A 25,301-nucleotide genomic window follows, 5' to 3' on the forward strand; every position below is an offset into this window, starting at 1 on the left:
CGGCAGGATCATCCGAACACGTTTTTCAACTACAACACGGGTCCCGAGGGGCGCCCGAAGGCGCCTCTCTGGATTCACCACGCCCGGCGCAGACCCAGCTGTGCTCCAGCATCTTTGTAACCACTGTCGCCACGCTGCACCCGCAGATCCCCCCATGCCGACCAGCGCTGCCCGAGGCGCAGCTGCGCGCCGGCCTGTGCCTCATAGCGATTGGTGGGCAGGCGCGCATCCAGCCGCTCGCCATCGAAGCGCATCGCATCGCCGCGCTCGGTGTAGAGCCAGTTGACCGCCAGGAACGGCTGCACGCGGTTGCCCGACGCGTTGTCATGCCCGAACAGGCGCACGCCGACACGGGATTCGAAGCCACCCGCGCGGTCGTCTTCCACCACCGTGCCGTTCACTTCCTGCAGCGTGTCGCCCTTGTAATCGGTGTAGGTCACCTGGGCCTGCGGCTGCAGATACCAGGTGCCCCGATCCGAGTTGGCGAAAGCCCAGCCGTAGCCGGCTTCAACGCTGGCCGCACGGGTGGTGGCGTCGTAGGTCTCACGCGGCAGGTTGTTGCCCTGCACGCGGTTGTCGTAGCGGCCGTACTGCAGCCAGCCATCCACATACAGGCCGCTGCTGTCTTCGGCGCTCTGCACCCACGTGCCATACAGGCCCACCGCATCGCCCTTGACCTTGCCGCGGGTGCCGTAGCCGGTGATCCGCGAGGTGGCCTGGGTCTCGGCTTCGCCGGTGGCCAGCATCAGCCCGATCTGACCCCGTCCAGTCTGGCCCCAGCGATACAGATCACTGCCGATCTGCAGCACGTTGGTGTGCGTGCGGGTATCGACCTGACCGGCAATCGTGGTGTGCATCTGATCGCGGCCCACGCGTGCCCACGCGCCGGCACCATCGTGCTCGAAGGCCGGCTCGCCACGGTCGTGGCGGCGCTGCTGGAACATGTGCACAGCAGCCGCCTGATTGGCCAGGTAGGCACCCGGCTCCGGGCGCAGCAGCGGGATCGGAGCAGTCGGGCCGCCCGGATCAATCGGGTCCACGGGGGTCACCGGCGTACCCGGATCGGTCGGGGTGCCCGGATCGGTCGGCGCGCAGATCGGCAGCGACGGGTTCAGATCGCACGGGTCACCCGTGTAGGTAGAGCGCAGGTACCACGCGCCATCGTTCGGGTTGGCGACGCCGCCCTTGTACAGCAGGTATTCGTAGATACCCGCCGTGGCACGGCCCGGCATCACGAAGCTGGCATCGGACGAACCAGCGACTGAAATCAGCTGGATGCCCTCGCCCGTCTGGGCGCCGGTGCCGTTGATGTTGTTGACCACGATGTTGCCGGTGCCGGAACTGTTGCCCGCGATCACCACCTTGTCCGAGGGCGAACTGTCGTCCCCAAACACGGTGTTGAACACGAACGTGCCGCCCTGGCCGACGAAGTCGCCGTTGACGTTGAGGGTGTTGAAGGCCGTGCCATCGCCGAGCTTGACCGTACCGCCCGAACCGAGCGTCAGGTCGCCGATGCTGCTGTCGCCGGTGAGATTCCAGCTGGCACCGTTGGTGACGGTGGTGTCGGCCTGCGCACCGATGATGGTGCCGTTGAGCACAGCCGCATCGATGAAGGTAATGCTCGCATTGGCGGTGTCGTCGAAGAGAAGGTGTCCGTCCAGCGTGGAGCTGGCTACGTTCAATTCGGTAATGGAATTGGCGGCCGCACGCAGCAGCACGTCATCCGCACCGGCCAGTTGTGCACCATTGCGCAGGAAGATGCGCGCGGGAATGAACGGCGCAATAGATGAAGCGCCGACGAAAATGGCAGCATCGCTCTTGCCCTCCACACGAGAGCCATCCACCGTTACGCCCCAGGTATCGACATCGAGATCCGCCGGTTGAGCGCTGGTGCGCAAGGCCATACGTATCCCGGTCGCATCACCGGTAATCGTGCTTCCATCGGTGATGAGCGCGCGCCCACCATCGTTCCATAGCCCGTGCCCGGCAAATGTCCCTGTGCCGCGCTGCAGCGCCACGACGCTTGAGTTGGAAAGGACCAAGGTCCCGTCCGCGCTCAGCAGGATACCGCGGCCGGACCCTGTGATTTGGCTGCCCGTAATCGTAGCGCGGGATTTTGGATCACTGCTGCCAAGATTGCCATTCAGACCTATCGCATGGGTTTGAGCACTGCTGATAATCGAATTCGCAACCACGGCATTCGCTTGTAAAAGCAAAAGCGCTGGATTAGAACCGCCGCCGGTCCTTTCCACGCGCGCTCCATCCAGTGTGATCATCCCATTCGACGTAGCACTGATCGCTGCGGATCGCGCCCCATTGATGGTCAGGTGCCCTCCAGTGACCTCGAAAGAGCGTCCTTCATTGACGGAGCCGGGGGTGACAGTCAGCGACTCACCCTCGCGCACAACCACCTGGGCGGCAGCACCGCCTGCCAAGGAGAACAGGCCAACAGCCAACGCTGCAGCCAATGCATTTCGACGACGGAACATGCTGGGGGTATTTGGCACGGCGAGATCCTCTCAGCTAGAAAGAGGTCGCCGATGGATGATCCGCGACCTGGGAGACCGGCATCATCCGGATCCAGTGAGGCGTTCCCATACAAAAAGTTGCAATCTAACTGTGAACCGCATCACTGTTCATCCGTGACTCAGAACGGGCGCGTTCGCGGGATGACCTTGCCCTTCAACTATGTGAATGGGCCGTCAACGCTACGAAAGAAATCTCACCTCCACCTTTCGTTTTCTTTGCTCACAGCGATCACCCAGCCGCGAGAGCCCCGTCTCCCAATGGATTCCAGCGGGCGGCTTTTTCTCCACTTATAGGGCTGTCACATGGTCCTTTGGTTTCCGATAGCTCCAGCTAAGCGTGAAAATGCGCATCGGATACACGGCTGATGAAAATGTGCCGGTACATACTCATGCGTATTTTGCCAACTCGGTCGACCATGCCCCGATGCACCGGAGGCGTCAGCGAGGCGCCTCGCCGGCGGCCTGGACACCCTGCGCAGGCACCAGTGCCGCGTCAGGTGGCAGCGCCTCGCGCGTCCAGACAAGCACCGTCCAACCCGGCGCCCGGCGGGTGATCGCATCGCGAAGGGCGAGCAGCGCACTGTCGTCCAGGCCTTCCTCGGCGGCCACCCCCACGGAGAGCAACAGCTGGCCGTCATCCAGTTCCACGTGTGCGTCCATACCGTCCAGCTGCTGCTGGACCCCCTGCAGGATCATGGCGTTGGCTTCCGCGCGCAGCTGCGCCGCCTGCCGCGCCAATGCGGTGACGCTCAAGCTCAACCCATCCAGGTCCGCGCGGTCACGCCGGCCATTGTCATTGGCCTCCAGCGTCTGGCGCACCCGCACACGGGGCGTCTGGGCCAGGCGAGCGGCCAGCTGGGCGGACAGATCCTGCTGCACGGTGGGCAGGTAGGTCGGAACGATCACCACCAGATCCACGCTGAGCGTTGTCTCGCGACGAATCACTTCCAGGCGCTCGATCGAACCGCCCAGTTCCTGCAGGTACTCCTGCACCACCGCGCGGGTCTGGTTGGCCATCCAGGTCTGCCGGCCGATATCGCGCAGCGCCACGCCCAGCGGAAAGGCCAGCAGCACGAACGTCACCGCGATCACCGCGCCCTGCCACATCGTGTGCTGCGGCACGTTGTCCATCCCGAAGCCATACCACTTGGCAATCAGCGTCACGCTCAGCGCAATGGCCAACAGATTGGTCATGAACAGGAAGACGGCACCGCCGGCGATGGTCATGTCGCCCGTTGCCAGGCCGAAGGCCACCACCGCCAACGGGGGCATCAATGCTGTGGCGATGGCCACACCCACGATCGCCTCGCCCTTACGGGTGATCACCGCATACCCCCCGGCCAGGCCGGACAGCAGGGCCACCAGCAGATCGAACAGGTTTGGGTGCGTGCGCGCCAGGATCTCGCCGGTGGCCTCACGCAGGGGGGAGAGCCACACGATCAGCATCGCCGTGGCCAAGGCCAGGCCGATACCGCCCAGCAATGCCAGCAGCGAGCGCCCCATCATCCGGAAATCCACCACGCACAGGGAAAAGCCCAGCTGCACGATCGGGCCCATCAACGGGGAGATCAGCATCGCACCGATCACCACCGCAGCCGAGGACTGCAGCAGCCCCAGAATCGCGATCCCGCAGGACATGACGGCCATGAAGGCGAAGCGCGCGGTCAGCCCGCCGCCGTCGGTCACATTGGCCAGCACCGCGGTGTGATCCACGTTCTGGGCCATGCGCTGGCGCAGCTGATGCCACAGGTGACATGCCCGCCGCACGGCAGGATGGTGAAACAGCGTAGGTCGATTCATGGCAGCACGGCACGGGAAAAGGGAGGCAGGCGCAGCCACGCCGCACCGTGGGCGGCATGATCCCGATTGCGCCACCGGGTTCCATACAATTAGTTGTAAAGACCCTGCAGCAGCATCACGAAACGGTGCTCACGCGCATACGCTTCGGTCATTTCCCGGTGAATCTCGATCACCTCCCACAATGCGTTGCTGTAGTGGTCCACGTCCGCGTAGCCGCCGCGCAGCAGGGTATCGAGCGCTTCACTGTCAGCGTGGAGAAGCTCCGCCTGGCGCAGGTCCGCCCTGCCCCGGCGCACCCGGACGACGCTGCGGGCATGCAGGTCATGGAGGGCCGTGAACGCCACCACGCTGTCGGCCCGGGCGGCAGTGAGCACTCGCAGCCGTGCGATGACATCGGCGCAGCGTCGCTCCCCGCAGTGGTCGAGCGCGTTGCTGAGCGTGCCGATATCGGTGATCAGATCTTTCTGGAACCGGATCGAGGCGGGCGCCAGCAGCACCTGCCTTACCTGGGCGGCCTGCTGCGCAGCGCGATGCAGGGGCTCCAGCGGGTGCGCCTCGTCCAGCGGCCGGCCCGGATGCGCCATGACCACGGCGCCTTCGTCCTCATCGCCGGCCCCGGTGGTGCGCTTGAGGATGCTGGTATCCAGCTCGGTCATCCAGGCGCGGGCCGCATCCGGCGTAACCCGCAACGTGGGGGCACTGAGCAGCTTCCAGCTCACAACGGCCACGATGGCCATGAGCAACGCCGCGATGGGCAGCATCGGCCACGCCGTGTGTGCGGGCGGGCTGGCTTCGATATGGACAGGGGGAATGTGCATGAAACGCTCCAATACAAAAAGGCGCGGCCGCCAGAAGCGGACCGCGCCGGGTCCAGAAGGCCCGCAGGGTGGCCCGGTCATCCCGACCCGGGCCGCCCATGGGGCCGCAGCAATGCGAGGCGTCGCTTACCAGCCGATACCCACGCCCACGCCGACGGTCTTCTCACCGCTGTTGGTGAAGGCGCCATTGAGGCTGAAGGTGGCCGAGCCACGCTCGTTCATCACCCGCTGGTAGCCCACCGCCAGGGCCGATTCGCCATCGGAATGGCCCACACCCGCGCCGAGGCGGTTGTAGGTATTCAGGCCGGCGGTGTTCATCGCCATCGCACTCTGCGCACTGCTCATCGCCGCCATCCGGTTGAAACGCTTGTCCATGCCATCCAGGCGCTTGTTCAAGCCTTCCACAGCCAGATCGGTGTACTCGTTGGCACGGTCGAGCACCTCATTGAGCTGGCGGACATTGACCGCATCGGTATCGGCGGTGCCCTTGGCCACGTGGCGGATGCTGCGCTCCTTGCCCTCGCTGCCCACGGCCACGGCAGTGTCACCCTCGGCCTTGACCACCGGCTCGGGCGTATCGACCTTGGCGACCGGGGTGTCCACCGGTGCCGGGGACGGTGCCGGCGCAGTCTCGCTGGTGGTCACCGGTGCATCGGCGGACATCGCCACCGGTGCGCCCATCCGGCTCATCATCGCGACCGGCTCGGTGCCACGGCCTTCCAGGGTGTCGATCTGCCCCTGCAGGTTCTTCTGCACCTCATACAGCTGCCCGCCGTTGACCGCATCGCGGCTGCCGGAGGCGATCAGGCCGTTGGCCACATTGCCCAGCACCATGCCGTGGGCGCCGCCCAGGTTCAGGCGGCCGGGGCCGTCGGACCTGGCGCCGGCCTCCTCCTGAAACATGCGGTTGAGCTGGCTGCCCAAGGTATCCACATCGGACTGCGTGCTGACAACGGCGGAGTCTAGTGCCAGCAACGCGGTACCCAGGTTGTCGTAGGTAGTTCCGCTCAGGACATACTCAGGTGCCGTAATCCTACCGCTTGCATCGACGGTGGCGCCGCCGCCCAAGCGTTCCAGCGCGCCCTTGAGCTGTCCGACCGTGGTGGCGTCGCTATCTTTCGTACCTCGGGCCACGTTTACGACGCGGCGCTGCCGGGTATCGCTGCCAACGGAAATCGTGTTTCCCTCGGTTGCTATGGATCCATAGCCAAGTGCCACCGCGTCACGTGCACTCTGCTTGACCACCGAAGACGCGCCTAACGCTACGCCCCCCGTCACTTCAACGTGGGAGCTTGCACCAAGCGCGAAGCCCTCTTCTGCGCCAGCGTGGACGTATGCCGCACGCCCCAACGCAACCGAGTTCTTACCGCGCGCCACTGCAAAGCTGCCGAGTGCAACCGCGCCTTCCGTGTCAACGGAAGCCTCCGCAGAGTCGCCCAGCGCGATTCCAAACAGCCCGGCCCGTGCTTCAACGCTCTCACCGTCGTACCCGACCTTCACGAACATCCGCTGCTCCTCAAGCTCCCCTACCCGCGCATTGGTCGCAAACAACTGCCCACCGTTCACAGCATCCTTGCTGTCGGCCGACGAGATATCGCCCGCCCCCACACCGGCAAGGCGCGAGCCGCCGAAGTCGACCACCGGCGGGTCCGCCACCATCAGGCTACGTGCGGTGCGCGGCTGCATCCCATCCAGCGCTGCGCGCAGATCGGAGATCTCACTTCGGTTCTCGCCCACCTTCTGGTTCGTGGCGTGCAGCTGCCCGCCGTTGACGGCGTCACGGCTACCTGCACCGATACGGCCATCGGCCACGTTACCCAGCACCATGCCATGTGCACCACCCAGCGCCAGACGGCCTGCGCCATCTGTGCGCGTGCTGGCTTCCTCCTGGAACAGCCGGTTGACATGGTTGCCCAGCGCGTCGATGTCGGAGGTCGTAGTGGTGATTGCGGAATCGAGCGCCAGAAGCGCGGAGCCTACGTTGTTGTAGGTCCCGCCGCTCAGGATGTACTCCGGCGCTGTCACCTTGCCAGTTGGGTCCATCGTGGCATTACCACCGAGACCGTCAAGCGCGCCCTTCAGCTGGACGACCGTACTTGCGTCGTCGTCGGCAATGCCGCTACCAACGTTCACGATCCTTCGCTTAACGCTGCTGTTGCCAACGGATACCGTGTTTTCGTTTTCCGCAACCGATCCATAGCCGAGTGCAATGGAGTTCCTAGCGCCAGAAAGAACCTGGCTATCTACGCCGATAGCCAAACCTCCCGAAACATCCACAAGGGAATATGCACCAAGCGCGAAACCATCCAAACCCTCAGCTGAAACATATGATCCTGCCCCGAGGGCCACGGAGCGGAAGCCATTTGCCTCCGAGAAGCTTCCCAAAGCAAGTGACCTCTCGCCCAGCGCAATCGAGTTGCTGCCCACTGCGACGCCATATATCCCGGATTGAGCATCCTCATTATCCGCGCCAGTACCGATTGCTACATAGCGCTGATTGGTCTCGACCTGCGTGATTCTGCTGTTCGTCGCAAACAACTGCCCCCCATTCACCGCATCCTTGCTTCCGGCATGGCTGATATCCCCAGCCGACAGCCCGCTGATCCGCGCGTTGTCCAGATCCACGATCGTGCGATCTTCATTGAACGTCACCGCGCCTTCCAGGTCCGGCACAAAGCTCTCAAAGTCACTGCGCAGCGCGGCGATGTCGTCGCGGTTCACGCCGATGTTGGCGCGGTTGGTATCAATGCTGGTGCGATTGGTGGCGATGCCGGTCCGGTTGGTATCAATGCCGGTGCGATTGGTCTCGATGCCCGTGCGATTGGTTCCGATCCCGGCCAGGTTGCCTTCGATGCTGCTGCGGTTGCCATCGATCTTCTCGGCATTGGCCGACACGGCGGCCGCCTGGGCGGCAACCAGATCGTTGGTGGTCTTCAGCTGGCTGCCGGTGACGGCTTCATTGCTGTTGTTCGCCACGAGACCGTCGGCCACATTGACGATTTTGCGCTTGGTGGTGGCGTTGCCTACCGATACCGCATTGCCCGACGCGGCGACCGAACCCTGGCCCAAGGCGACGCCGTTGCTGGCACCCGCCTCCACCTTGGCCCCGGCACCCAGCGCGATGCCGCCCTTGGCACCGGCATCCACGACGGTCCGGTTACCCATGGCGATGGCGTCGTCTGCCGCGGCATCGACCATGGTGCCGAGGCCGACGGCATTGGCACCGGCCGCCTTGGCCCGGAAGCCAACGGCGTTGCTGTGCGAGCCACCCGCCTGTGCTTCGTAGCCCATCGCGTTGGCGTTGACGCCCGCTGCGGTCGCACTGGTGCCGATGATGGCCTTGCTGCTGGCGATCCGCTGAAGGGCCGCTGCGGCATCCCCCTTGGCCTTGTCCGCCGTCTCCTGTGCGGCCACGGCCTTGTCGTCAGCAGTCTTGACACTGGCCTCCGTGTTGAACAACTGCTTGCCGGTGACCACCTCCGTACTGCTGGCGCTCAGGACCCCATCGGCGACGTTCACAATCTTGCGCTTGCGTGTTGCGTTGCCGACCGACACGGTGTTCTCGGCGTTGGCGACCGAGTTCGAGCCAATGGCGACGCTGTTGGTGGCCCCGGCCTCCACCTTGGACCATGCCCCCAGCGCAGTAGCAGCGGCTGACACCACATCCACCTCGGCGCGGTTACCAATGGCAACAGCATTGGCGGCTGTCGCATTGGCCAACACACCCACGGCAATCGCGTTGTTGCCGGCGCTGGTGGCCTCGAAACCGATCGCATTGCTCTGCGAGCCGCGGGCCTTCGCCCCAGCACCCATCGCGGTGGCCTTGTTTCCGGCCACGGAATCCTTGCCGATGAACGCATTGTCGCCGGCAAGCCGCAGCAGCGCGGCAGCGGCCTTGGTGTCGGCCGCGCCGGCGGCCTCGGCCGCGCGGGTGACATTGGCATTGGTGGCATTGAGCTGGTTGCCGGTCACCGCCTCGCTGCTGCCGTCGGCTACCAGACCGTCGCCCACGTTGACGATCTTGCGCTTCAGCGTGGTGTTACCCACGGAGACGGTGTTGGCCGCCGTGGCGACAGATTCGGTGCCCAAGGCGACCGCCTTGCCAGCGTTGGCCAGCACTTTCGCCCCACGCCCAAGTGCCATGCCCGCGTCCGAGGTCGCGGCAACCGCCGCACGATCACCAAAAGCCAGCGAATGCTGAGCAGCGGCACTCGAGACAGAGCCAATGGCGACAGAACTGGAGCCACTGGCATCGGCCTGGTAGCCGACCGCGTTGGAGTAGCTTTCGCTGGCCTTGGCCTGGTAGCCCAACGCGGTGGCGTAGGCCTTGGAAGCATTGGCCTCATTGCCCAATGCGAGCGCTGCAGCGCCGGTGGCGGCACTGTCCTTGCCCAGTGCGGTCTGCACACTGGTCAGCTTGGCGAGGGCCAGGTTGGCAGAGGTGGTGGCCGTGCTCGCCTTCCGGTCGGTGGCCAGCAGCTGCTTGCCGTTCACCGCCTCGGAGCTGTTATCGGCCAGTGCGCCATCGGCAACGCCGCTCAGCTTGCGGCCTGCACCGCCCTTGTTGCGGACATCGATGACGGTGCCGGTGTTCTCAGCGCCGATGCGCACGTTGGCGCTTTCCGACGTCTGGCGGATCAGACCATCCACCGCAGCGACCTTCTGATCGGTGGCGTACAGCTGGCCGCCCGTGACCGCCTCCTTGCTGTCCTTGCCCACCTCGCCATCGGCCACGTTGACGATCTTGCGCTTGCGTGTTGTGTTGCCGACCGACACGGTGTTCTCGGCGCTGGCGACCGAGTTCGAGCCAATGGCGACGCTGTTGCTGGCCCCGGCCTCCACCTTGGACCATGCCCCCAGCGTAGTGCCGGCAGCTGACAACACATCCACGTTGGCGCCGTTACCGATGGCAATGGCATTGGCGGCTGTCGCATTGGCCATCACGCCCACCGCAACCGCGTTGTTGCCAGCGCTGGTGGCCTCGAAGCCGATCGCATTGCTGTGCGAGCCGCGGGCCTGCGCCCCGGCACCCACCGCGGTGGCCTTGTTTCCGGCCACGGCATCCTTGCCGATGAACGCATTGTCGCCGGCAAGCCGCAGCAGCGCGGCAGCGGCCTTGGTGTCGGCCGCGCCGGCGGCCTCGGCCGCGCGGGTGACATTGGCATTGGTGGCATTGAGCTGGTTGCCGGTCACCGCCTCGCTGCTGCCGTCGGCTACCAGACCGTCGCCCACGTTGACGATCTTGCGCTTCAGTGTGGTGTTACCCACGGAGACGGTGTTGCTGGCAGATGCCACAGCGCCGGCTCCCAGCGCGATTGCCCCCGCCGCTGCCGCGTCGACCGTAGCAAGTTCACCTATTGCAATCGACTTGGACCCGCGCGATTTTGCGCTGTTACCGAGCGCAACACCACTCCCTGCGACAGCTTCGGTGGCATAACCTATTGCGATTGCACCGCTAGTAGCCGCTTTAGCTTGCATGCCAAGTGCAATGCTGCCACCGGCGTGGGCAGTCGCATCGTAACCGATAGCTGTCGATCCCAAGGCGGCAGCCTCGGCACGATGTCCGATCGCCACCGTGTAGCTACTGGTCGCCTTGGAGTCAACACCCATCGCGAGGGCCGAGGAATCTCCGCTGGCGATGGAATCCGTGCCAATCGCGATTGCGTTTAGCCGACCGCTGGCGACGCTGCGCGCTCCGATGGCCGTGGCCCGTTTTCCACTGGCCTCGGCACGATTACCGATGCCGACCGAGTCTTCGGCAGCCGCCGCCAACGTACCCACCGCGACGGCATTACCGCCGGAGGCACTGGCGGCGTAACCAATGGCGCTGGCGTGCGAGCCATTTGCCTGTGACGCATTGCCCAGCGAGATGGCATTGGTGGCGCTGCTCTCCATGCCCGCACTGATGCCGATAGCGATGCCGCCCCTGGACGCTGCATTGGTACCCCAGCCAATGGCCACTGAATCAAAACCAGTGGCGTTGGCGGTAGTGCCCAGCGCTATGCTGGATTGGCCGGCTGCGTAGGCATCGTAGCCAATCGCGACCGCCGACATGGCTTCAGCGCGGGCATAAGCACCCAGCGCGGTGCTGAAGTTGGAGTAGGCACGAGCTCCCGAACCTACGGCGGTGGCGTAATCCGCACTAACGTAGGCATTGTTGCCCATTGCAACCCCGTAGCTGCCGGCAATGCTGATCCCATTGCCGTACCCCACCGAGTTGCTGCCGGTGAGGTTGGAGCGTGAGCCGAGCACGACGAGGTTGTTGCCGTTGAGGGTCGAATCCCGATACGCGGTATCGGTGACCAGTGCAACCTGCCTGTATTGGGCGCGGGTGTCGGCGGCGTCCATTGCGAAGGCGATCGCCGAACCCAGCGGCATGCTGCGCGCCAGCGCCCAGGCCGCCTCGGCATCGGCGTCTGCATCTGACGCGTATGCGGGAGCCGCCAGCACGGCGACTGCGACAGCGCCGGCCAGGCGCACCGCGCTGGCGCGCTTGCCACGGCCTTTGGTGTGTTCGCTGGCAACCGTCCAGCAGCCCAGGGCGGTATTCCAGATAAGTCGGTAAATTCGATTCACGGCAGGAGCTCCATGGAGAGGAAAAGGAAACATCAGGCAAAGCGCTGCCGCCCACGGCGGTTGCCGTAGCTGCAGGTGCGGGGGATGGGGCGACGTCGCGCGCGGTGCGCCGGCGACGTGCGGTCAGGGAGTCATGGGGTCAAGGATCGGGTGTAGTTTTTGTAGCCCTGATAGCTGAGGCGGTACGAAACGATCACCTGCGTGACGCCCGCGGGATCAAACGGCAGGGCCATCCGCGCGCCCGGATACAGGCTGCGCTCCAGGGCGTGCTCGGTGCACTGCTTCGGTGCGGTGCAGGCCTTGATGCTGGTCACGCCCAGGCGGACATTGCCGATGTTGTGCAGGTCTGCCCCGTCCAGCCGCATGTCCGGCACGGGCTGCGCGGGGATCACATGCACCAGCGCGCCCCAGATCAGGCTCACGCCCACGTTGGCCGTCGGCGTTTCAGTCGCCTCGTCGCCGGTCTCCTCCTGCGGCGGCGGGACCCCCTCAAAGTAGACGCGGTAGGGCGTTTCCTGGCGGACCGATTCCAGCGAGATCACGCGCACCAGGCGGTTGCCGCCGCTGGCCAGCACGAACTTCCCGGGCGTGACCACCACGCCATCCTGGTTGCCAGGACGCACTTCAACCTCTTTTTCCTCCGGCGTGCCGGGCTGGTCCAGACGCAGCACCCGGGTCTGCACGTACTGCACTTTGCTGGTCTGCGAGTACACCCGGATCTGGCCCGCGCGGCCGTCGTGGACCGGCAGCCGCATCGGGTGCACGGTGAGATTGGCCTGCGCGGGCGCGGCGACGGCAGCGGCCAGCAGGAGAAGAAGCGCCCTCAGCCGGGCGGTGACGCTGTTCATTGCAGTGTCTCGGTTGGAAGTCATCACGGCGTGGTGGTAGGAACGTTCATCAGGATTCTCAGGTTGCCCGAGTAGTAGCCGTTGGCCTTGGTGGAGGCATCCACACGCGGCATCTCCAGCGTCAAGGGCGTGGGCACGCAGTACACGGGCTGGGACATGCCCGGCAGCACCACCAGGCGCAGGTCAGCGGTATCGATGCCGCTCAACGGCTGCAGGCGGCCGTTCTCCATCGAAATCGGTACGCCGGCGTGCTGCAGTTGGATCTTGTAGTCCAAGCGGTCCCGCTCTGCACCGCCGCCGCCCTCATGCCAGACAGAGAACCGGTCAAGCGGTCGGCCAGGTGCCACCCGGCCAGAATCGCTGATCGTTACCTCCAGATAGTTGCTCTGCGAGCCCAGGCCGTCATAGAGGCACATCTCCAGCTCGCGCCTGCCCGCGATGGTGGGCGTCGGGAACGGGTTGTACTTGACGTTCAAACCGACGTGGGGCGTGGCCTGGTCGTATTCGGGGAAGTAGATGCTGACGCGGTCGTGATCGGTGACAGTGAGGTCAAATACAAAGGTGTACCGAGCGAGCTCACCGCTCGATTCATCCTTATGAAGCGCCAAGACAAGAACAGCGTCCCAACGTCCCGCTACCAAGTTGCGCAGCTGCTCGGAGGGTAACGCAAGCGCAGCGCCTGTCCCTGCTGGCTTACGCCCCGCGCAAAGCCCGCCGCCAGCCGAGGACCAAAGCTCTCGCTCAACCCCTTGCCAGTAGCCTGGTGAGCAGGTTGCTACGGCATCCACTCTCTCAAGCCAGCCTTGAACCGCAAGATCTGCTGTAAGACCACTTCTGCGTTCTTTAAATCGAACGTACACGGTGCTCCGTGCGCCGGATGAGTTCGCACTGCCACGGACGGGACACCGGCCAGTTGAAGAGTCGCTGTCTGACTGGCATAGCAAATGCAGCGCGCCATAATTGAGTGCGAGATCAGTGCTATGTCCTAGAACAGTTCTGGGAGACAGTAAGACTTGATCCCCCGGCATAGTCGACCGGTCATAGGTCAGCTTTATAGTCTCGCTCCTCCCAGTTGGGTGTACCTCTGGTGGCCGTTGCGCGAATGCGTCGAAGGACTTCCCGAGTAGGAGCCCTAGGAAGAGAACAAACAACGTGCCTCTCACAGCTGCGCCCCCCGTCCAGCCACCGACGGCATCTGCTAGCCCAGCTTCTGCTCGCGCAGCAACCGCTGCACGCGTGCCTGCTGCTGGATCTTCGCCGGCAGGCGATCCACCGCCAGGGGCTGGCAGCGCACCGCGCCCACCAGGAACACCACGCTGCGTTGCTCGCGCACCTGCAGCGGGCATTCCATCAGGCGGCTTTCCTTCAACAGATACAGCGTTCGTTCGCGCTGCGGGAAATCGGCGATGAAGCCGCCATCGTTGCCAAGCGTGGGCAGCGGCGCGTTGAGAATCCGGGCACCCTGCAGGGCGATGCCCTCGTCGTCGTGGGCGCTGCCGATGAAGGTGTAGGTGAGGTCAAGTTCGATCGGCATCATCCAGATCTTTCCAGGGGGCAGGAACAGGTTCTGGCCGCTGCCCTGGCCATCCACGCGGACGGCGGCGGCGACATCGTGCGAGCTGACGTCCTGTACTTCTGCACGGGTCAGGGTGTAGGTGCTCAGCGGCAGCAGGCGGCGCTGGCCGAAGCGCAGCAGCTGGCGGCGGGCGCCGGCCACGCGCACTTCGGCGGCCTGGCCGTGCAGTTCCAGGTCTTCCGGGCTCTGCACCTGCACCGCGACTCCGGCACCGCTGCCGTATTCGCTGCCCCAGAACAGGCCCGAGCGCCCCCACGCAAACGAGGAAGTGTGGGTGGCGGTGTAGGCCGTATCCGAATGCTGGCGGCTGCGGTAATGCGACACCGCCGCGGCGGTAGCGCCGTAGTCGTCCTGCTGGCGCAGGCTGCCGCTGGCGCTCTTCTGATCATTGCTGTAACCGCTGACCTCGCCGCCCAGCTCCCGGTAGCCGGTGCCCCACTCCCAGCGGCGGGTGCGGCCGATGCGGTAGCCGATCTCCGGCTGCTCGTCGCGGCCATGCTGCAGGTCCACGCCGATACGGTCCTGGCGGGTGGTCATGGGCGTACGCACCACGCGCGACACGGCAAGATTCAGGTACACGCCGGTATCACGGCGGGGCCCCTCGGTGGCGCCGGTGTGCTGGGTGAATGCACCGGTGCGCGTGGCGATGCTCATCTCGCGCCATTGGAAGGTGCGGCTGTAGCTGGCCTGCAGGGTGCGGCTGAGCTGGCCCTGGCGATCGCCGGGTTGCCAGGGCGCGACGGGCGGCAGACCGCCGTCGAACCACGGCACATCGTTGCGCTCGCGGCCCAGGGTATAGGTGGTACGCCGGGTGTAGCCGAAATAGAGGTTGCCGCCGGCCAGCGGCGCGGACAGCGAGGCGCTCAACGCATCGCTGCAGCCCAGCGATTCGGGGTTGAGGTAGTTGCCGGTGCAGGCGCCACCGCGCATGCGCTGGTGGTAGACCGTGCCGGACACGCGGTGGCGGTAGCTGGCCTGCTGCTGCAGACCGCGGCTGCCGTCATCGCCGCGCAGCACGGCGCTGCTGCCGGTGAATTCATGGGTGCCGAAGGCCTTGCGGCCTTCCAGGCGGAGTTCGCCATAGGTGACGTTATCGACGATGGCCGAGCCGACCGTCATGGCCAGGTTGGGCCGCAGCGGCATGCGCAGGCCGGCCTGGACGGCGCCCCGGTGATGGCGCACATCGCGCGTGATCAGGCGGCCACCCTGCACGAACCACTGCACGCTGGTGTCATCCCAGGTGGCGCCGGATTTGTTGAAGGGCGCATCTTCGGTACGCACCAGGGTGCCATCTTCAAAGATGCGCAGGCTGACGATATAGCTGCCGGCAGGGAAACGCGTGGTATCGAGATCGTTGATGCCGCTTTCAAGATAGAACGTCTGCAGCAGGCGCTCGCCGTCATAGGCATCCACCCGGGCATTGCGGCTGAGCAGCACCGTCAGCGGGCTGCCCTGCCCGACCACGGCCTGGTCCAGATACGCCTGGGTGGTGCCGAAGCGCGCGCCTTCGAAACGATCGAGCGGGAGCATGCCGAAGGCGAAGTTGCCGCCCTGCGAGCTGGACAGGTTGCGGCGATCAAGCCGGCCGACCTGCAGATAATGGCTGCGCGCGATGTCCTGGCGCAGGTAGAAATCGTTGAACGAGAAATCATCGCGGCTGCCATAGCCACGGTTCTGCTGGCGGTTGTAGTTCCAGTCCACACCGACGTACGCGTTGCGCAGCACGCCCACCGTGCCGTTGCCCAGCGCCGACAGGCTCATGTAGCCGCTGCCACCACTGACGTTGAGCATCTGCTGGTGGATGAAGGCATTCTGTGCGCGCTCGTTGGGGCGGTGGTAGCGCTCGCGCTCCGGCCCTGCCGCCGGCAGCCACTGCCGCGCCGGGAAGAGATTGAGCACGCCTTCGCTTTCGTCGTGGATCACGCCGACGGTGGCCGGATCTTCCGGCGGTGCGAGATAGCCACAGCCCGCTTCCGGCGCCGTGTTCTGGCAGGCCAGGTGGCCATTGCGCGGCAGCGTTTCACTCAGCGCAGGCCCAAGCACGGCCTTGGCTTCCTCGCTGAGCTCCAGCGCCGCCAGCACCGGTTCCGGGTCCAGCAGGCGCACGCCCTCCGGCGTCACGAATACCGGCCACACGCCGGCCGAACGCCCCATCAGGCGCACGTCCAGGCGTTCGGTCTGCCCGGCCGCAAGATCTTCAAAGCCGGCCGGGACCGGCCGTGCGCACACGGGGGCACAGGCCAGCGCCAGCGACAGCGCGATCGCAAGGCGGGAATGAGAGAGTGAGAGTGTCTGCATGGCAGTGTGCCCACAGCGCAGCCGCCGCCCAGGGCGGCGACTGCACCGCTCAGGCCTGGATTACGACTTCAGCACCATGATGACGCTGACGATGCCCTTGTACTTGCCGCCGGTGGCGATGATGCCCGGGGTCTTCTGCTCGATGCGCAGATCCATCGCCTTGGAAGCGCCCGGCATGTCCGAACCCGGGTACAGCGTGTCAGCGGTGAAATCCTTGCCGGCGGTGCCCAGTTCGATACCGTTGAGGCTGACCGTCAGATCGACCTTGGCAGCCGGGCCACCGGTGGATTCCGGCAACAGGGCGGCGTCGCTGCCCAGGCTGACGGTGATGGCCTTCGAGATGTCGTTGGAGAACACGCGCACGCGCTCGCTCCACGGGGTCAGGCCGGCAGTAGCGGCGGTGCCCGGGCGATAGGCCAGCTCGACCACGTCCGACAGCGGGGTGCCATCGGCCTTCAACAGTGCCAGCGTCGGGTCAACGTCGGCCCAGACGGTGATATCGGCCTGCACAGCGTGCGCGGACATCGAAGCGGTGGCCAGTGCGGCGGCGGCAAACAGTTTGGTCATCATGTTCATTGCGTCTTTCCTTGTGTGTTTTCCATGGATGAACTGGCCAGGCGGCGTGGGAGGCGTTACATGCCCCGCCCGGCCAGGACGCCTAAGCTAAAGATGCAAGCTGCACTGCACCATGCAACAACTTGATAAAAATTCGTTGGTGTCTGAAACGGAGAACGCGGTTGCAGAATTCTTCGCGCAGTGCGTCAGCTGCCGCTGGGCGACAGACCCACCGACTTTGCGTAGTCCATCAATTCGTAATCATTTTTCAGACCCAGGCGTTTGATCGCAGCGCCTTTCTGACGGCTGATGGTGCTCACGGTGCGGCGGTGGATATCGGCGATGTCCTTGACGCTCAGCCCATGCGCAAGCAGACGCACCACTTCGCTTTCGCGCGCACTGAGGCCGCCCGTGCGTCGCCGCGGCGGCTTGAGGCGTTGCACGAGATCGGGCGAGAAGTAGCGGCCACCGGCGAGGATGGTGCCGACGGCATCCCGCAATGCCGTCAGCGCGCTGGTCTTTTCAAGGATGCCTTCCACGCCGAGTTTGGCGACGGCGCGCAGCACTTCCAGATTGCCGAACGAGGTCACTACCAGCAGGCGGGTATGCGGATAGTCGCGGCGGAGCCCGGCGATCATGCGCACGCCGTCCGGGCGCGGGCCCCACGGCATGGAGAGATCGGTGATGACCAGCTCGCAGTCCTGCGCGGCAAGCAGTTGCTCCAGCTGCTCGGCGTCGGCGGCTTCGCCGACGATGGCCCAGCCGGCCTCCTGCGAAAGAATCGAACGGAGACCGGTGCGGACGACAGGATGGTCGTCCGCCAGCAGGATGCGCTTCATGGTGTGGCCTCGTGAGTGGAACGTGGCGGACGCGCGGTCGCTCTCGCTGCAAGGCAGCGAAAGCAATGACGTCCGATTCGGTTTCGCCGCGACAGCGTTACGCTGCGCGCCTTCTCACTTCTACGATGGCGCCCCCAGGTTCCTCGCGGCTCACTTGCACGGTAGGCGAAGTGCGGGGCTGCGCTCTATGAACCAACTTGCATAATTCGAGATCTGCGCGGTCTATCGCAGATGCCCGATTCACCCGCGCAGGGTGGCGCCCCCATCGACATAGACATCGCTCATCGCGATGTGGCCGGCTTGTTCGGAGAGCAGGAACATCACCGACTGGGCGATGTCCTCGGGCGTGGCCAGCTTGCGCAGCGGTATGCCCGCCTTATAGGTATCGAGATTGCCATCGATCACGCGCCGGCCGCCCTCCGCATCGGCCCACATGCCGGTCTGCATCGGCGTCAGTGTGGAACCCGGGGCCACGATGTTGCAGCGGATGCCCAGCGGTGCCAGCTCCAGCCCCAGGCAGCGGGTGAACATGGTGGCGGCGGCTTTGGAGGCGGCATAGGCGGCCATGCCGTGGCGCGGCACGCCGGCCGCGTTCGAGCTGACGGTCACGATGGCGCCGGCGCGGCGCGGACTCATCACCCGGGCCAGTGCGCGGGAGAGATGGAACACGCCATCGGTGTTGACCGCGAAGACCTGGCGCCATTGCGCGTCATCGATGCCGGTAACGGTGCCGACCTGCAGCACGCCGGCGACGTTGACGCCGAAGCCGATCGGGCCGATCTCGGCTTCGATCCACTGCACCAGGGCATCCACGGCGCCAGCATCGGTGACATCCAGTGCGCGCGCATACGCCGGTGGCTGGGCGGGCTGCGGTTCCAGCACGGGCGCGCTGAGGTCGGTGGCGATGACGATGCTGCCACTCTGGCGAAGCAGTGTGACCAGCGCCGCGCCGATGCCACCGCCCGCGCCGGTGACCAGTGCGATGGTGCCGTCGAATCCGGTGAGTTTCATGCCGATGTCCTGAGGATGTCGTAGCGCTGAAGCTGCGCATCGAGCCAAGGCGCGATCTGCGCCACGGCGTCGCGGCCGGTGAGTTCAGCGTGCAGGTAGGGAAGCGCGATGGCCTCGACGCTGGCCGCGTGTGCCTGCCACAGGGCGGACTGCAGCTGCGGACGAGCGACGTGGTCGCGGCCGGCCCGCACGTGCAGCAGCGGGCCGTCGTAACGGGTGTGGTGATGGGCGCGGATCAGGCGGTTGGTGCCGGTGACCGCGCGCACCACGCCATCCAGGACGACATCCGGAAGGTTGCCCAGCGCACTGTCGCCACGGCGCAGGAAGGCCAGGATGCGCGCGCGGCTGTCCAGTTCGGGGTGCGCGTCTGGGTCATGGCCGGCGATGGCCAGCAAGGCACGCAGCGCGGCGATCGGGTCCGGCTCGGGCTCGGCCCGCCAGCACTCGCTGGGGTAGGCATCCAGCAGGGCCAGCACGCCGACCTCGTGGCCGAGCGCACGCAGGTGCACCGCCATTGCCTGCGCAAGGATGCCGCCGACCGACCAGCCCAGCAGATGCACCGGACCCGGCCTGCCCAGCGCCAGGATGCGCTCCGCATAACTGGCCGCCAATGCTTGGATGCTGGCCGGCAGGGGCTCACCGGGATCGAGCACCGGTGACTGCAGGCCCTGCACCTCGCGCGCCGGGGAGAGCGCCCGGGCCAGGTCACGGTAATTCCAGGCGATGCCGCCGGCCGGATGGATCACGAACAGCGGCGCCAGCGCCGGGTTGCCGCCGGCAAGCTGGATCATCGGTGCCAGGCCATGGTCGGTGGCGGCCGGTGGTGCATCGATGCGGGCGGCGAGCGCCGCCACGGTGGGTGCGGCGAACACGGTACCGAGGCCGAGATCGCAGCGCCAGCGCTGTTGGATCGCCAGCAGCAGATGCACGGCACTGAGCGAGTCGCCGCCGAGGGCGAAGAAATCGGCGTCGGCACTGACCGGCGTGCTCAGCCCGAGCACCTCGCCGAACAGCTGTGCCACGCCCTGCTCCGTGCCGGTGCGCGGCGCTATGCCCGCGGCGTTTGCCTGGGCCGGGGCCGGCAGTGCGGCGCGGTCCAGCTTGCCGTTGGCGGTAACCGGCCAGTCCTCCAGTGCAACGAAGGCGCTGGGCACCATGTAATCCGGCAGACGGCTGAGCAGATGGGCCCGCAACGTATCCAGCGCCGGGCCGCCGGCGTTGAGATAGGCCACCAACCGTGGCTCGCCCGGGCGATCTTCGCGCAGCAGCACCTCGGCGCGGGTGATGCCGGTGGCCGAGCGCAGCGCGGCGTCGATCTCGCCGAGCTCGATGCGCAGGCCGCGCAGCTTGATCTGATGATCGTTGCGGCCGAGATACTCCACGGCCCCATCCTCGCGCCAGCGCGCCACATCGCCCGTGCGATACAGGCGGTTGCCGGGCACGAACGGATCGGGCAGGAAGCGTTCGGCGGTGAGGTCATCGCGGCCCAGATAGCCACGCGCCAGCTGCACGCCGCCCAGATACAGGTCGCCAGCGACGCCCGGCGGCAGCGGCTGCAGGCGGGCATCGAGCACGTACAGCTGCGTGTTCCAGACCGGGAAGCCGATCGGGACGGGCTGCGAGGTGTCGGTGCGGCTGGCGGGCCACGCGCTCACATCCACCGCGGCTTCGGTCGGGCCGTACAGATTGTGCAGCTCGGCCTGGAGCGTGGCATGGAAGCGATCACGCAGCGCGGCATCCAGCGCTTCGCCGCTGGTGAAGACCCGGCGCACCTGCAGCCCGTGCGCAGACGGCGCGGCCAGGAAGGCGGCCAGCATCGAGGGCACGAAATGCAGCGTGGTGATTGCGTGGTCACGGATCAATGCGGCCAGCGCGAGCGGATCGCGGTGCGCGTCGGGCGGCGCGACCACCAGCGTGGCACCGGTGATCAACGGCAGGAAGAACTCCCAGACCGAGACATCGAAGGTGGCCGGGGTCTTCTGCAGGATGCGGTCGTCGGGCTGGATGCCATAGTGCGCGCGCATCCACTCCAGGCGGTTGACGATGGCGCGGTGCTCGATCAGCACGCCCTTGGGCTCACCGGTGGAGCCGGAGGTATAGATGACGTAGGCGGCATCGTCCGGCTGCGGCGCGGTGCCGAGTGCCCCGTCGCTGGCGTGCTGCCATTGGGAGGGGGCGAGCACGGCGGTCACCGGGAAGCGGCGGCGGTCCTGCTCCAGGGCCAGGACGCAGACCGGTTCGGCCGAGCGCAGGATCCGCGCGAGGCGCTCGTCCGGGTGGGCCAGATCCACCGGCAGGTAAGCGCCCCCGGCCCGCAGCACCGCGACCAGGGCGATGATCAGCTCCAGCGAGCGCGGCAACGCGACCACCACCCTCGCCTCGCGGCCGACGCCCTGCGCCTGCAGCTGCAGCGCCAGCGCCCGGCTGCGTTGCTCCAGCGCCGCGAAGCTCAGCTGCTGGGCGCCGTAGACGACAGCCACGGCATCGGGCGTGCGCTCCATGCAGGCCGTGATCAGGGCGGCGAGGCTGACCTCGGGCACCGGGTGGGTGGTCGCGTTGACTTCGTATAGATAGCGCTGGGTTTCCGCTGGCGTGCACAACGGCACCGCGGCGATGTCGCCCCCGTCCGCCTGCACCTGCAGCGCGGCCGACACGAAATGCAGCAGGCGTGCGGCATGCGCCTGCACCTGCGCGGGCGTGTACAGCGTGGGGTTCGCTTCGATCTCCAGATCGAGCACGGCGGTGCCATCGCCACGGAAGCCCAATGTCACATCGTCGACCGGGCCGGTGGACAGAATCTCCAGCGTAGCGCGCACGCCCTCCAGCTGCAGTGGCCGATAGAACGGCTGCACGTTGACCAGCGGGCCGTGCAGGCGACGCTGCCCACCGATCAGGCCGAGATCGCGACGCAGCTGTTCGCCGCGGTAGCGCCCGTGGCGGCGACCGCGCATCAGGCGCAGGGCGACATCGCGCACGAAGGCATCCATGCTGCCCTCCGCGGCGCTGACCCGCAGTGGCAGCACGTTCATCACCATCGCCGGAACACGGGCGGAGACGCTGCCCAGGCGCCCCATGAACGGCACGCCGATCACTGCCTCGGTGTCACCACTGATCCGGCGGCAGTATTCGGCGCCGAGCGCGGTGAGCACATCCGGCCAGGGTTGGCCGATGGCGGCGGCCGCGCTGTGCAGGCGCGCACGCAGTGCCGCGCCGAGCGGCTCGACGTGGCGCAGTGCATCCGGCGCGGCGGCGCCGAGGGCAGCCTGCAGGCCGCTGGCGGCCGGCGCGTCGGCCATGAGGTCGCGCCAGTACGCCGCGTCACGCGTGCGGCGTTCGCTGTCACGGTAGTGCAGGTCTTCGTCGAGCACCGGCGCCAGTGGCGCCAGGCCGGCGTGCTGCGCATTGCCGGCGTACAGCGCGCAGACGCGCTCGGTGAGCAGGCCCATGCCATAGCCATCGGTGGCCAGATGATGCACGCGCAGGTACCAGACGCTGCGGGCCGGGCCGAGCAGGAACAGGCGCTGTTGGCTGAGGCGGTCGCGGGCGGGATCGACCGGGCTGAGGCGGTCGCGCTGCATGGCCTCACGGGCAGCGGCAGCCGGGTCCGGATGGCCGGAGAGGTCCACCACCTGCATCGTGGGCGTGTGCTGAGGGTCCACCCACTGTTCCGGAAGGCTCTGCGCGCCTTCGCCGATGCGCAACGCCAGCGCGTCGGATTCGTGTGCGGCCTGGTCGGCGGCGCGCACGAATGCCGCCACGTCCAACGCGCCCTCGATCCACACCGCGTGGGCGGTGTTGAAGGCGGGATTGTCCGGCGACAGGCGCTGGGCGTACCAGAGCCCGGCCTGGGCCTCGCTCAACCCACGGGCGAGGGGCGCGTCCCTGCCCGGCACCGCACGCGCGTTCATGCGCTGGCCGCGGCCTGGGCCTGCAGGCGCTGCACCACCGTCCACCAGCCGCCCAGTGTGGCGTGCTCGGCCAGGTGGCTGAACTCCAGCGGGATACCGGTGTTGCCCCAGGCCAGCACCAGGCCCAGCACCCGCATCGAATCCAGCCCGAGGTCCATCAGGTTTTCATCGTTGCCGATCTCCTCGGGCGCTTCGCCGATCATTTCGGCGACATCGGCGCGCATGCGCTCCAGGGTGAGTGCGGTCATGCGAGCGTCTCCAGCAGGTGATCGGTGGTCATCGGCACGCCGCAGGTGCGGGCGATCCAATGCAGGGCCAGGTCGTGGTCGGCGCGCGAGAAATCGGCGACGGCATCGGCGGCGATGAAGCTCTCGATGTCGCGCTGGAAGCCTTCGGCCACGGTGGCGGTGCAGCCGATGTGCGCGTACACGCCGGTGACCAGCAGCTGGTCGCGGCCGCGGGCGCGCATCATCGTTTCCAGGTTGCTGCGCTGGAAAGCGCTGTAGCGGTGCTTGACCAGCACGTGGTCGCCCGGCGCGGGCGCCAGTGCCTCGAGGATGGCTTCGTGTTCGTCCGTGGCGGACATGCCCGGGCCCCACAGGTCGGCCTGCAGGCCGCGATCACGACGGTCCTGGTTGCCGCGCTGGGCGGTATAGAACACCGGGATGCCACGCGCACGGCAGTGCGTGAGCAGGCGCGCGATGTTGGCCACGGCCGGCGCCAGGGGTGCCGCGTCCGGTGCGAACGCGGCCAGGAAGTAGCGCTGCATGTCATGCACCAGCAGCGCCAGGCGCTCGCTGCGCGGCTGCCAGGCGCCACGTGGGGTGGGCAGCTCGGACTGGGTCGGCAGCGGATACGGTTGGATCGTGGGCAGCGCCATCAGCGCGTTTCTCCTGTCTGTTGCATGAAACGTTCGCGCAGCTGGGCACGCAGCTCGCGGCGGCTGATCTTGCCGACCGCAGTGGTGCCGAAGGCATCGACGAACACGATCTGGTCCGGCACTTTGAACGCGGCCAGGCCGCGGCTGCGCACCCAGGCCTTGAGGCTGGCGGCCTTGGTCGGCTCGCCCTGGGCGACGATGAAGGCGCAGCTGCGCTCGCCCAGGTAGGCATCGGGAATCGAGACCACGGCAGCATCGAACACACTGGGATGCGCCAGCAGATGGTCTTCGATCTCTTCGGCCGAGATTTTCTCGCCGGCACGGTTGATGTGATCGCTGGCCCTGCCCTGCACCACCAGATAGCCGCCGGGCAGGCGCTGCACGACATCGCCGGTGCGGTAGAAGCCGTCCTCGGTGAAGGCGCGCGCATTGGCGGCCGGGTCATTGTGGTAACCGCGGATGGTGTACGGGCCGCGAGTGAGCAGATGCCCGGTCGCACCTTCGGCGACCGGGTTGCCATGGTCATCGACCACCAGCACTTCGTCGTCTTCGCTGATCGGGCGCCCCTGGGTGGAGACGATGGTGTCTTCACTGTCATGCAGGCGGGTGTAGTTGACCAGCCCTTCGGCCATGCCGAACACCTGCTGCAGCGTGCAGCCCAGCCCGGCGATCACGCGGCGCGCGGCTTCGGGCACCAGCTTGGCGCCGCCGACCTGAACGACCTGCAGGCTGGAAAGATCGTGCGGTGTCGTCAGGGCGGCCTGCGCCCACAGCAGCGCCAGCGGCGGCACCAGGCCGACACAGGTAACGCGCTCGCGCGCGATCAGGGCGAACGCGGTCTCCGGGCCGGCGCCCGGGCTGAGCACCACCCGGCCACCGGCGTACAGCGTGCCGAAGAAGCCGGGCGAGCTCATGGGGAAGTTGTGCGCGGCCGGCAATGCCACCAGGTAGACGCTGTCCTGGGTGATGCCACAGATCGGGTTGCTGGCGCGGAACGAGTACAGGTAGTCGTCGTGCGTGCGCGGAATCAGCTTGGACAGCCCGGTGCTGCCGCCGGAGATCTGCAGGAACGCGACCGACTGCGGATCCGGATCGGGTGGCAGCTGCTCAAGATCGCCTGCCAGCGCCTCCAGCGCGGTGAACCCGGCCGCGTCACCGGCGATGATGACGTGCTGCACCTCGGGCACCTGCGCCTGCAGTTCGCTCGCAAGGGTGCGGTAATCGAACCCGTCGCCACTGGCGGCGGCGATATAGGCGCTGGCCTCGGCCTTGCGGGCGAAATGCGCGACTTCGGTGATGCGGTGCGCGGGCAAGGCGTAGACCGGGATCAACCCGGCACGGAACAACCCGCAGACTACCGTCACGAATTCGGGCACGTTGCCAAGCTGGACCACGACGCGGTCGCCCGGGGTCAGCCCCTGCGCCAGCAGACCGGCACCGATGCGGCCGGCTTCCTGCCACAGCTGGGCATAGCTCAGGCGGGTATCACCGCCGACCACGGCGATATCGCCGGCGAACCGCTCGGCGCGCTCGCGCAGGAAGCCCGGGAAGGTCTCGCCGCGCCAATGGCCGGCGGCGCGATAGCGCGCGACCAGGGCGGGCGGCCAGACCTGGCGCAGCGGCACCCGGGCGGAAGAGAAGGATGCGTTCATGAGCAGCTCCCG

Annotated in this window: 14 protein-coding genes; all 14 read right to left on the reverse strand. The window is 66.7% G+C overall.

The features are described from left to right. Positions 1-74: 74 nt before the first annotated feature. The 14 genes from ACTT2I_RS08810 to ACTT2I_RS08875 all read right to left on the reverse strand — a co-directional run bounded on the left by ACTT2I_RS08810 (position 75) and on the right by ACTT2I_RS08875 (position 25,289). Positions 75-1,904: an autotransporter family protein gene (locus ACTT2I_RS08810; RefSeq protein WP_421588916.1), complete on the reverse strand. Its 1,830-nt coding sequence runs from the start codon at positions 1,902-1,904 to the stop codon at positions 75-77. Positions 1,905-2,966: 1,062 nt separating this feature from the next. Beyond that, positions 2,967-4,253, reverse strand: a complete 1,287-nt coding sequence (locus tag ACTT2I_RS08815; protein ID WP_421099914.1) for a DUF389 domain-containing protein — start codon at positions 4,251-4,253, stop codon at positions 2,967-2,969. A 164-nt stretch (positions 4,254-4,417) separates the two neighbouring features. Continuing rightward, a complete protein-coding gene (locus tag ACTT2I_RS08820; RefSeq protein ID WP_421099913.1) occupies positions 4,418-5,089 on the reverse strand; it encodes a hypothetical protein in 672 nt (223 codons plus the stop codon). 183 nt (positions 5,090-5,272) lie between these two features. After that, positions 5,273-11,722 carry an ESPR-type extended signal peptide-containing protein gene (locus ACTT2I_RS08825; RefSeq protein WP_443096830.1) on the reverse strand — a complete coding sequence of 2,150 codons (6,450 nt, stop codon included), beginning with the start codon at positions 11,720-11,722 and terminating at the stop codon, positions 5,273-5,275. A 131-nt stretch (positions 11,723-11,853) separates the two neighbouring features. Continuing rightward, complete coding sequence (locus ACTT2I_RS08830; protein ID WP_421099911.1) at positions 11,854-12,570, reverse strand: pilus assembly protein; 717 nt, start codon at positions 12,568-12,570, stop codon at positions 11,854-11,856. A 23-nt stretch (positions 12,571-12,593) separates the two neighbouring features. Next, positions 12,594-13,598 carry a CfaE/CblD family pilus tip adhesin gene (locus ACTT2I_RS08835; RefSeq protein WP_421099910.1) on the reverse strand — a complete coding sequence of 335 codons (1,005 nt, stop codon included), beginning with the start codon at positions 13,596-13,598 and terminating at the stop codon, positions 12,594-12,596. Between the two features lie 170 nt (positions 13,599-13,768). Continuing rightward, positions 13,769-16,444: a TcfC E-set like domain-containing protein gene (locus tag ACTT2I_RS08840; protein WP_421099909.1), complete on the reverse strand. Its 2,676-nt coding sequence runs from the start codon at positions 16,442-16,444 to the stop codon at positions 13,769-13,771. Positions 16,445-16,504: 60 nt separating this feature from the next. Next, entirely contained in the window at positions 16,505-17,020 is a 516-nt protein-coding gene (locus tag ACTT2I_RS08845; RefSeq protein WP_421099908.1) for a CS1 type fimbrial major subunit, read from the reverse strand. 185 nt (positions 17,021-17,205) lie between these two features. Next, on the reverse strand, positions 17,206-17,838 hold the full coding sequence (locus ACTT2I_RS08850) for a response regulator transcription factor (protein ID WP_088434242.1): 633 nt from the start codon (positions 17,836-17,838) through the stop codon (positions 17,206-17,208). Between the two features lie 240 nt (positions 17,839-18,078). Continuing rightward, on the reverse strand, positions 18,079-18,849 hold the full coding sequence (locus tag ACTT2I_RS08855) for a 2,3-dihydro-2,3-dihydroxybenzoate dehydrogenase (protein ID WP_421099907.1): 771 nt from the start codon (positions 18,847-18,849) through the stop codon (positions 18,079-18,081). Further along, the gene (locus ACTT2I_RS08860) at positions 18,846-22,757 is read right to left on the reverse strand and encodes an amino acid adenylation domain-containing protein (RefSeq protein WP_421099906.1); all 3,912 of its coding nucleotides are present in this window, start codon (positions 22,755-22,757) and stop codon (positions 18,846-18,848) included. Before ACTT2I_RS08860 ends, ACTT2I_RS08855 begins: the two co-directional genes overlap by 4 nt. Further along, positions 22,754-23,005, reverse strand: coding sequence for a phosphopantetheine-binding protein (locus tag ACTT2I_RS08865; protein ID WP_421099905.1), 252 nt, complete (start codon positions 23,003-23,005; stop codon positions 22,754-22,756). Before ACTT2I_RS08865 ends, ACTT2I_RS08860 begins: the two co-directional genes overlap by 4 nt. Then, positions 23,002-23,637, reverse strand: a complete 636-nt coding sequence (locus ACTT2I_RS08870) for an isochorismatase family protein (protein WP_421099904.1) — start codon at positions 23,635-23,637, stop codon at positions 23,002-23,004. Before ACTT2I_RS08870 ends, ACTT2I_RS08865 begins: the two co-directional genes overlap by 4 nt. Beyond that, on the reverse strand, positions 23,637-25,289 hold the full coding sequence (locus ACTT2I_RS08875) for a (2,3-dihydroxybenzoyl)adenylate synthase (protein WP_421099903.1): 1,653 nt from the start codon (positions 25,287-25,289) through the stop codon (positions 23,637-23,639). Before ACTT2I_RS08875 ends, ACTT2I_RS08870 begins: the two co-directional genes overlap by 1 nt. Between the last annotated feature and the right edge of the window lie 12 nt (positions 25,290-25,301).

It is taken from the genome of Stenotrophomonas sp. PUT21, assembly GCF_052232875.1.
GTDB lineage: Bacteria > Pseudomonadota > Gammaproteobacteria > Xanthomonadales > Xanthomonadaceae > Stenotrophomonas > Stenotrophomonas maltophilia_N.

Excerpts from the sequence above, each read along its gene's own strand:
- ACTT2I_RS08850 (WP_088434242.1), bottom strand. The coding sequence starts at position 17,838 with ATGAAGCGCATCCTGCTGGCGGACGACCATCCTGTCGTCCGCACCGGT.
- ACTT2I_RS08875 (WP_421099903.1), bottom strand. The coding sequence starts at position 25,289 with ATGAACGCATCCTTCTCTTCCGCCCGGGTGCCGCTGCGCCAGGTCTGG.
- ACTT2I_RS08840 (WP_421099909.1), bottom strand. The coding sequence starts at position 16,444 with ATGCAGACACTCTCACTCTCTCATTCCCGCCTTGCGATCGCGCTGTCG.
- ACTT2I_RS08860 (WP_421099906.1), bottom strand. The coding sequence starts at position 22,757 with ATGAACGCGCGTGCGGTGCCGGGCAGGGACGCGCCCCTCGCCCGTGGG.
- ACTT2I_RS08835 (WP_421099910.1), bottom strand. The coding sequence starts at position 13,598 with ATGCCGGGGGATCAAGTCTTACTGTCTCCCAGAACTGTTCTAGGACAT.
- ACTT2I_RS08865 (WP_421099905.1), bottom strand. The coding sequence starts at position 23,005 with ATGACCGCACTCACCCTGGAGCGCATGCGCGCCGATGTCGCCGAAATG.
- ACTT2I_RS08855 (WP_421099907.1), bottom strand. The coding sequence starts at position 18,849 with ATGAAACTCACCGGATTCGACGGCACCATCGCACTGGTCACCGGCGCG.
- ACTT2I_RS08815 (WP_421099914.1), bottom strand. The coding sequence starts at position 4,253 with ATGGCCCAGAACGTGGATCACACCGCGGTGCTGGCCAATGTGACCGAC.
- ACTT2I_RS08810 (WP_421588916.1), bottom strand. The coding sequence starts at position 1,904 with ATGGCCTTGCGCACCAGCGCTCAACCGGCGGATCTCGATGTCGATACC.
- ACTT2I_RS08830 (WP_421099911.1), bottom strand. The coding sequence starts at position 12,570 with ATGAACAGCGTCACCGCCCGGCTGAGGGCGCTTCTTCTCCTGCTGGCC.
- ACTT2I_RS08820 (WP_421099913.1), bottom strand. The coding sequence starts at position 5,089 with ATGCTGCCCATCGCGGCGTTGCTCATGGCCATCGTGGCCGTTGTGAGC.
- ACTT2I_RS08870 (WP_421099904.1), bottom strand. The coding sequence starts at position 23,637 with ATGGCGCTGCCCACGATCCAACCGTATCCGCTGCCGACCCAGTCCGAG.
- ACTT2I_RS08845 (WP_421099908.1), bottom strand. The coding sequence starts at position 17,020 with ATGAACATGATGACCAAACTGTTTGCCGCCGCCGCACTGGCCACCGCT.